Source organism: Myxacorys chilensis (genome assembly GCF_059505265.1).
The window spans coordinates 1-5,044 of record NZ_JCACKG010000162.1; the positions used below are offsets into that span (position 1 = coordinate 1).

The following is a 5,044-nucleotide window of genomic DNA, read 5'->3' on the forward strand; positions in this document are numbered from 1 at the left end:
GTGAACACTGGCAGCGATTGGGCAATACGATCGCGCAAATTACCACCGAAAAAGCTGGAATTCTTAAGCCGAATTGCCCTGCTGTGGTGGCGCTTTCAACGCTTCCTCAAGACGCTCAAACAGTCATTAATCAACGAATCGAAGCATTAGCTTGCCCTTTAATTTCGCCGCTTTTGAGTGAGCAGTTATCGAACGGGCAAATTCAATACGATGGCATTCAGTATCGCCCTCCCTTGCCAGGAGAGGTTCAGATGCAGAATGTAGGACTTGCGATCGCGACTCTCTTTCACCTCAGAAAAACTGGCTGGAATATTCCAGATGATTCAATCGTCAATGGAATCGAAAAAACAACGTGGGCAGGAAGATTACAGTGGTACAAATGGCAACAGACTGAACTCTTGATTGACGGAGCCCACAATCCTGCAAGCGCTAAAGTACTGCGAGATTACGTCAATACACTGAACGTAGCTTCTGTTCGTTGGGTAATGGGAATGCTATCAACCAAAGATCATGCAGACATATTCAAAGCTCTGCTAAATTCAGGAGATTCGCTTTATCTAGTTCCGGTTCCCGGTCACAGTTCTGCTGATCCAAGCTTGTTGGCTACGTTAGCAACAGAAATTTGCCCTGAGTTAATCCAGTGTCAGGTGCATGAAGATGTATTTGCAGGGCTAGATGCAGCGATCGGTGAAGAATTAGTCGTGTTGTGCGGCTCGCTATACCTGATTGGAGATTTTTTGGCAAAAACGCAACGATTATCCTAACGAGGTCATATGCATCAATATGCCAAGGATACGATCGCTATCGCGAATGTAATAGTCACTTAGATCAATCGAAGCAACGGAACCATGCAACTTAAGAAATTTCCAAATCTCGCCAGTTGTAACGGCTCCGTAGATTGTCTCAATCTGATTTTCCTCTTGACGATTAAATAGTTGTGCCGCATACATTTCAGCTACACATTGACCTAACCCTGCCTTGATATTTTCGTTTTTCGCTTCTACAATCGTGGCGATCGGAGCATTGATCAACAACTGTTCCTTAGAACGGCTCAGAATATAGTCGCAGTACCCCGTTAGATTTTGTTCTGAATCAACATTAAATTCTGTGCCAGAAAAGAAACTAATGGCAATGGGTGACTCTCGCCGGACTTCGAGTAGCATCGGGGTGATGATCAATTCTGATCGCGCCTTCTCAGTATTGACTGCAATCGCCAGAGGAACATTTTCTTTGAGCGTCGTGGTTAGTAAATCGCTGAGCGGCACAGCAGTAATCGTGGCAAACAGATCAAGCTGTTCATCAATTTCCAAAGCGAACTGCTTTTTGAGTTGACGCAACGTAAAGTCACTGTAAGCCACATCATTCCTCCACTATGAACTAGTTTTAGCTACGATCGCGCATTCCAAGTTTGGGCAGCGTCGTTCAGCGATTGCTCCACCGATTTCTGACCCAACATTGCCGCTTGCAAATTCTCATAGAGCGTCTTTTGCAATAGCTTGCCGTCCTTCATCACTGGAATTAGCACTTCAGCATCTTTAAGTTGACCCGCACTCACGATTCTTGCTTTGTCAATCGGGGTCGCGTTGGTAGGCATAGCTGTAAAGTAGCTGTCCGACGCCGCTTTGATGGTCGAAGGGAGAACGTTGGCTGCTTTCGCAAACGCAAGCTGGTTATCATTATTTGCCACAAACAGCGCAAACTTAAGGGCAGCATCCGGTTGGTCAGTGTCTTTTGGAATGACTAGATCCATCACGGCTACATTCTTCTTCTGGGTGTCACCCGTAATTTGAGCCGCAGATTCTGAAACTTGTGCGATCGTTGGCGCATTCTTAGCGATCGTTTTGAGAAACTCTGCGCCCGATGCCAAAACTGCCGTTCCACCTTGCTGATACAAATCAATGGCGTGCCGATGTCCTTCAGTCAACACTTCTTTTGGCATCAGCCCATTCTTGTAGAGGTCAACCCAATACTGAAACGCAGCTTTCCCCTGAGGAGAATTAAACGCGGCTTTCCCCTGAGCATCGACAAGCTGAACGCCCATTTGCACAAACGATTCTAGAATCTCGCCCGAATCACCTGGAACCGCCGTTGCAAAGAAGGCATATTTACCCGTTTTGTCTTTAATTTGTTTTGCCGCTTGAGCCAACTCTGCATAAGTCGCTGGAGGAGTGCTGACCCCAGACTGCTTGAGAATATTGGTGTTGTAGATCGCAACTCGCGTAGTCAAATACCACGGAATCCCAAACGTTTGATTGCCCAGGGTGCTGGCTTGCCAAATGTTAGGAAAATATTGTCCTTTGACATCGGCTGGAACTTTGTCATCTAGAGTCATCCAAGCGCCTCGCTCCGCCAATTGAGAGGCAAATCCGGGATTGAGGTTAGCCACATCAGGCGCAGTTTTGGCGGCCACCGCCGTTAGAATTTTGCGCTCCATTTCTGCCCACGGCACATCCACCCATCGCACTTTGATGCCAGAATTTTCCTTTTCAAACGTCGCAATCAAGGGTTTGAAATAGTCATCAAATTGCGGCGACAGTTGCATCGTCCAGAATTCGACTTCTCCTGTGCCAGAGGCTTGTGATCCTCCCGAGGAAACCTTTCCGGGGCTGCAACTCACCAGCCAGCTGAGGGCAATTCCTAACAGTGCAAAAACTCCAAAGGTTTTCCAAGTTTTCATTTGATACAACAGAAACTGATACAACAGAAACGAGGGGCGTAGATTAGTTTAATGTACTTGAGGACGAGGTATAGGGTCTGAAAGATGCGGGATTTGTAATTCTTTACCATGTTTGTTTCTCAGGACGTATTACATTCGACACTGTCTTGCCTTGTCGGTAACACCTGATTTCTTTCACTCAGTAGAGGTAAGACAGCGTCGGAAGCTTCATCCTAATGATCAAGCGTTAATGGGGAAACTGGAGATGAAAACTGCGATCGTTGTATTAGGATTAGTGCCTTTTGTGTCAGGGATCGCGATCGCGATGCAAGCTTCCCCTGGAGCAGCACAACTTTCTTATCCTTCCGCTGGAAATCGATCCAGTCTCTCGATTCCGAGTTCTTATCCAGAGTCGCAGTTGGGTATCAAGTCGCAGTACAGCCAACCATTCTATGGAGTTGAAAGCGGAGTCCCTGCTCCCACGGTGATTTTCGACCAGGCCGCTCCGACGTTGGAGGATTTGAGCCAGCCGGAATTTAGCCCGGACGACCCCTCTCGATTCTATTCTGAAGGTGTTGTGGGCGATTCTTTCTACCGTGGCAATACTAATCGCAGTGTGATTTATCCTGGTGTTCTTGCTCCCAATTCCAGTCTCATTCCCTCAACGGTTGCACCTAGCTATCCAGTGCCGTCTGTAGAGCCGTTTAACCAACCTGCTCCACAGGTGAACAGTTCCCAAGCACAGTTTTCACGTATCACGATCGTTGGATCATCTCAGCCGGGAGTAGGTCGTTTAGATGGACAACTACTACAAGCAACCTGCAATCAAAACTGGGGTCAGGCACTCCAGGTTGTTGATCAAGCCTTGCGTTCTGCACCGTCTAATTCGTCAACCTATCGAACGACGCTGCAAGCCTACCGCGATCGCTTGCAGTCCTTATCATCGCGTCAGACCTTTGTTCCGAATTGGCAGCAGCAGTGTAAGGGCAGTTAATGCTCAGATGAATGGTTGATCCTAAAGGTGCTAGGAGTTCAAAAGTACTCTTGCTCAATGATGCGCCTAATCTCTGTATCAAGCTCAGGAATCTTGTGTTCTACTACATTCCAAACGATATCAAAGTCAACACCAAAATAATTGTGAATCAGTTAATCACGCATTCCAGCCATTGCACGCCACTCAATTGCAGAATATTTCTGGCGTAAATCATTGGGCAGTTGTTTGACCGCTTCACCGATCACTTCAATGCTACGAACATATGCCCGTTTTAACGTTTCATCTTGTGTGAAGATTGCTTTGTCGAGGTCAGTGACGCTGGTGAGAATGTAAGTTGTCTCGTTAAGGATATGCTGTAAATACTCACGCGCTGACGGAGACATATTCTACCTCACGCAAGATCTTTGGGCCAATATAAGGACTAAGTGACTCGACTGTAACTAAGTCAACGCTTCGACCAAACAAATCTTCTAAGAAAAATGCCAAGTGCATGAAGTTATCAAAGGTCTTTTGCTCTGGGTCAAAGACAACCAAAATATCAACATCGCTTTGCTCGTGAATGGCATCCCGCACAAATGAGCCAAACACACCGCAACGATCGACTCCAAATTGCTGTAGTTCTTGCTGATTCTCGTGTAGAAGGGATAGTACTTGAGCTTTGGTTTGTACAGGCATAGAAGATTTCTTAAAATCGCTTGCCATTCAATTTGTTACAGGACTACAGGACGATTCACCCCCACCCTACTTTGATCTCCTAAGTAATTCTGTTGTGTAGGTGCTTCAGGAAAACTTATAAGCTAACCTAAAAAGTAACAGGTAAACTACCTTGAATTTTTACGCAATCTCTCATTGAGACACTAGTGAAACCTAACACATTCCATTCATTTAATCTTGCGTAGTCTTTAGTAGTGAAATATTTAAAATCAAACCAACGAAAACCAACATCTTTGCGAGGAGTGCCGTCCCGTTTCAATATGTTTATATATTCAGAGTAAACCTCAGCAACTCTTTCAGCTAACGCATCATACTCGTAAATGTAGTAGTCATTCGTTCCATCAAGTTTCATATTGACGAGTACAACAAATAAATTTTTGATTGTTGCGTTTCTGACAGATATCTTTTCCTAGTTTCCAGCCCTGCTCATTTTGTAAAGACATTGTTTTAACTTGAATCGAGACAGTCTTTTGGCTAGAGGAATCGACAGCAATCACGTCAAACAGTGGATTGTTTTTGGGAGTTACTAAAGCAAGAATGTTGCGGCGGCATAACTCAGCACAGACGTAGTACTCACCTGCACTACCAATCATATTGTTAGAGATTCTAGTAATCATCAACTCTGTCTCAGAGGCTGTTTGAAAAGTTTGGCATGGTCAAATTTTATGCCAACCGCCTGA

7 protein-coding genes and 1 pseudogene are annotated in these 5,044 nt (G+C 45.4%); 2 read left to right on the forward strand and 6 right to left on the reverse strand.

Going from position 1 to position 5,044, the window contains the following annotated elements; genetic code table 11:
- A partial coding sequence (locus AC5JLB_RS13095) for a bifunctional folylpolyglutamate synthase/dihydrofolate synthase (RefSeq protein ID WP_495874271.1) occupies positions 1–764 on the forward strand: 764 nt, incomplete at its 5' end.
- Here AC5JLB_RS13095 and AC5JLB_RS13100 read toward each other — a convergent pair.
- Positions 756–1,358, reverse strand: coding sequence for a hypothetical protein (locus tag AC5JLB_RS13100; RefSeq protein WP_495874272.1), 603 nt, complete (start codon positions 1,356–1,358; stop codon positions 756–758). The genes AC5JLB_RS13095 and AC5JLB_RS13100 overlap by 9 nt on opposite strands.
- 29 nt (positions 1,359–1,387) lie before the next feature.
- Positions 1,388–2,677 carry an ABC transporter substrate-binding protein gene (locus tag AC5JLB_RS13105; protein ID WP_495874273.1) on the reverse strand — a complete coding sequence of 430 codons (1,290 nt, stop codon included), beginning with the start codon at positions 2,675–2,677 and terminating at the stop codon, positions 1,388–1,390.
- A gap of 244 nt (positions 2,678–2,921) precedes the next feature.
- Here AC5JLB_RS13105 and AC5JLB_RS13110 point away from each other — a divergent pair, with 244 nt between their 5' ends.
- Complete coding sequence (locus AC5JLB_RS13110; protein WP_495874274.1) at positions 2,922–3,650, forward strand: hypothetical protein; 729 nt, start codon at positions 2,922–2,924, stop codon at positions 3,648–3,650.
- Positions 3,651–3,688: 38 nt separating this feature from the next.
- On the opposite strand, the pseudogene AC5JLB_RS13115 reads toward AC5JLB_RS13110, so the two are convergent.
- The 4 genes and pseudogenes from AC5JLB_RS13115 to AC5JLB_RS13130 form a co-directional block, all read right to left on the reverse strand.
- Positions 3,689–4,033 (reverse strand): annotated as a pseudogene (locus tag AC5JLB_RS13115) (HepT-like ribonuclease domain-containing protein).
- A complete protein-coding gene (locus AC5JLB_RS13120) occupies positions 4,014–4,325 on the reverse strand; it encodes a nucleotidyltransferase family protein (RefSeq protein WP_495874275.1) in 312 nt (103 codons plus the stop codon). The pseudogene AC5JLB_RS13115 and the gene AC5JLB_RS13120 overlap by 20 nt, the downstream one beginning before the upstream one ends.
- A gap of 127 nt (positions 4,326–4,452) precedes the next feature.
- Positions 4,453–4,716: a hypothetical protein gene (locus AC5JLB_RS13125; protein WP_495874276.1), complete on the reverse strand. Its 264-nt coding sequence runs from the start codon at positions 4,714–4,716 to the stop codon at positions 4,453–4,455.
- Positions 4,706–4,981, reverse strand: a complete 276-nt coding sequence (locus AC5JLB_RS13130; RefSeq protein WP_495874277.1) for a hypothetical protein — start codon at positions 4,979–4,981, stop codon at positions 4,706–4,708. The genes AC5JLB_RS13125 and AC5JLB_RS13130 overlap by 11 nt, the downstream gene beginning before the upstream one ends.
- Positions 4,982–5,044: the final 63 nt, after the last annotated feature.

Coding starts and splice junctions, on each gene's coding strand:
- AC5JLB_RS13130 (WP_495874277.1), bottom strand. CDS start 4,981: ATGATTACTAGAATCTCTAACAATATGATTGGTAGTGCAGGTGAGTAC.
- AC5JLB_RS13105 (WP_495874273.1), bottom strand. CDS start 2,677: ATGAAAACTTGGAAAACCTTTGGAGTTTTTGCACTGTTAGGAATTGCC.
- AC5JLB_RS13125 (WP_495874276.1), bottom strand. CDS start 4,716: ATGAAACTTGATGGAACGAATGACTACTACATTTACGAGTATGATGCG.
- AC5JLB_RS13110 (WP_495874274.1), top strand. CDS start 2,922: ATGAAAACTGCGATCGTTGTATTAGGATTAGTGCCTTTTGTGTCAGGG.
- AC5JLB_RS13120 (WP_495874275.1), bottom strand. CDS start 4,325: ATGCCTGTACAAACCAAAGCTCAAGTACTATCCCTTCTACACGAGAAT.